Source organism: Fodinibius sp., from assembly GCF_041642155.1.
Lineage (GTDB): Bacteria > Bacteroidota > Rhodothermia > Balneolales > Balneolaceae > Fodinibius.
Genome location: NZ_JBEPWZ010000050.1, coordinates 14403 through 15170, shown reverse-complemented (window position 1 = coordinate 15170; position 768 = coordinate 14403). Strand labels below are relative to the sequence as shown.

Sequence of the window (768 nt, the reverse complement as noted above, 5' to 3'; positions counted from 1 at the left end):
CCAACCATAAAAAGGACCAGGCGAGTATCTTTAACCCAGTTTAAACCATATTCTCAGCCACAGATGATTGATCTACGCATTATCAGCGGAACGGATCGACCAAACTCATATGCGCTTCGCGTATCACAGTATCTGCAGAAGAAATACCGGCAGGAAGGGATAGAAGGCCGGATTATCGATCTGCGGGATTTCCCGATAGAACAGGTCAGCGGGGGCAGGTATGGGGAACATATCCCGGAAGTCAATGCTTTTGTGGATCAGGCGGTACAGGCCGATGGGTTGGTTATGGTGTGTCCGGAGTATAACGGCGGCTACCCGGGGATCTTAAAACTTTTTATTGATTACTTTCCCTTTCCGGAAAGCCTTCATAAAAAACCGGTGGCACTGGTGGGAGAGGCCAACGGGGCCTTCGGCGCCCTGCGGGCCGTGGAACAGCTTCAGCAGGTAGTTAGCTATCGCAATGCCCATGTCTTTCCGGAACGCGTATTTATACCACGCATAAACAAAAATTTTGATGACCAAAAAGGGATTAAGGATGCCTTTCAGCAGGAGCTTCTGGAGTCGCAGATTAAAAATTTTGTCCCTTTTGTGCGTGAATTTAAAGGAGAGACGTCCTAGCCTGATAATTCAGCTCATCAGCTCATTTTCAGCATATAACCCACTCCGTGCAGGGTCACCAGGTATTTCGGATTATCGGGATGTATTTCAACCTTGGACCGCAGTTTGGAAATATGTACATCCACTGTCCGGGTATTGGTACTGAATTCA

2 protein-coding genes are annotated in these 768 nt (G+C 47.9%); one reads left to right on the top strand and one right to left on the bottom strand.

The annotated features are described in order from the left end of the window. The coding region (locus ACESLU_RS05165; RefSeq protein WP_372636097.1) for an NADPH-dependent FMN reductase at positions 1–618 on the top strand (618 nt) is incomplete at its 5' end. 17 nt (positions 619–635) lie between these two features. Here the strand turns inward: ACESLU_RS05165 and ACESLU_RS05160 are convergent. After that, positions 636–768, bottom strand: a 133-nt coding sequence (locus tag ACESLU_RS05160) for a helix-turn-helix domain-containing protein (RefSeq protein WP_372636103.1), incomplete at its 5' end; no start/stop codon positions are given.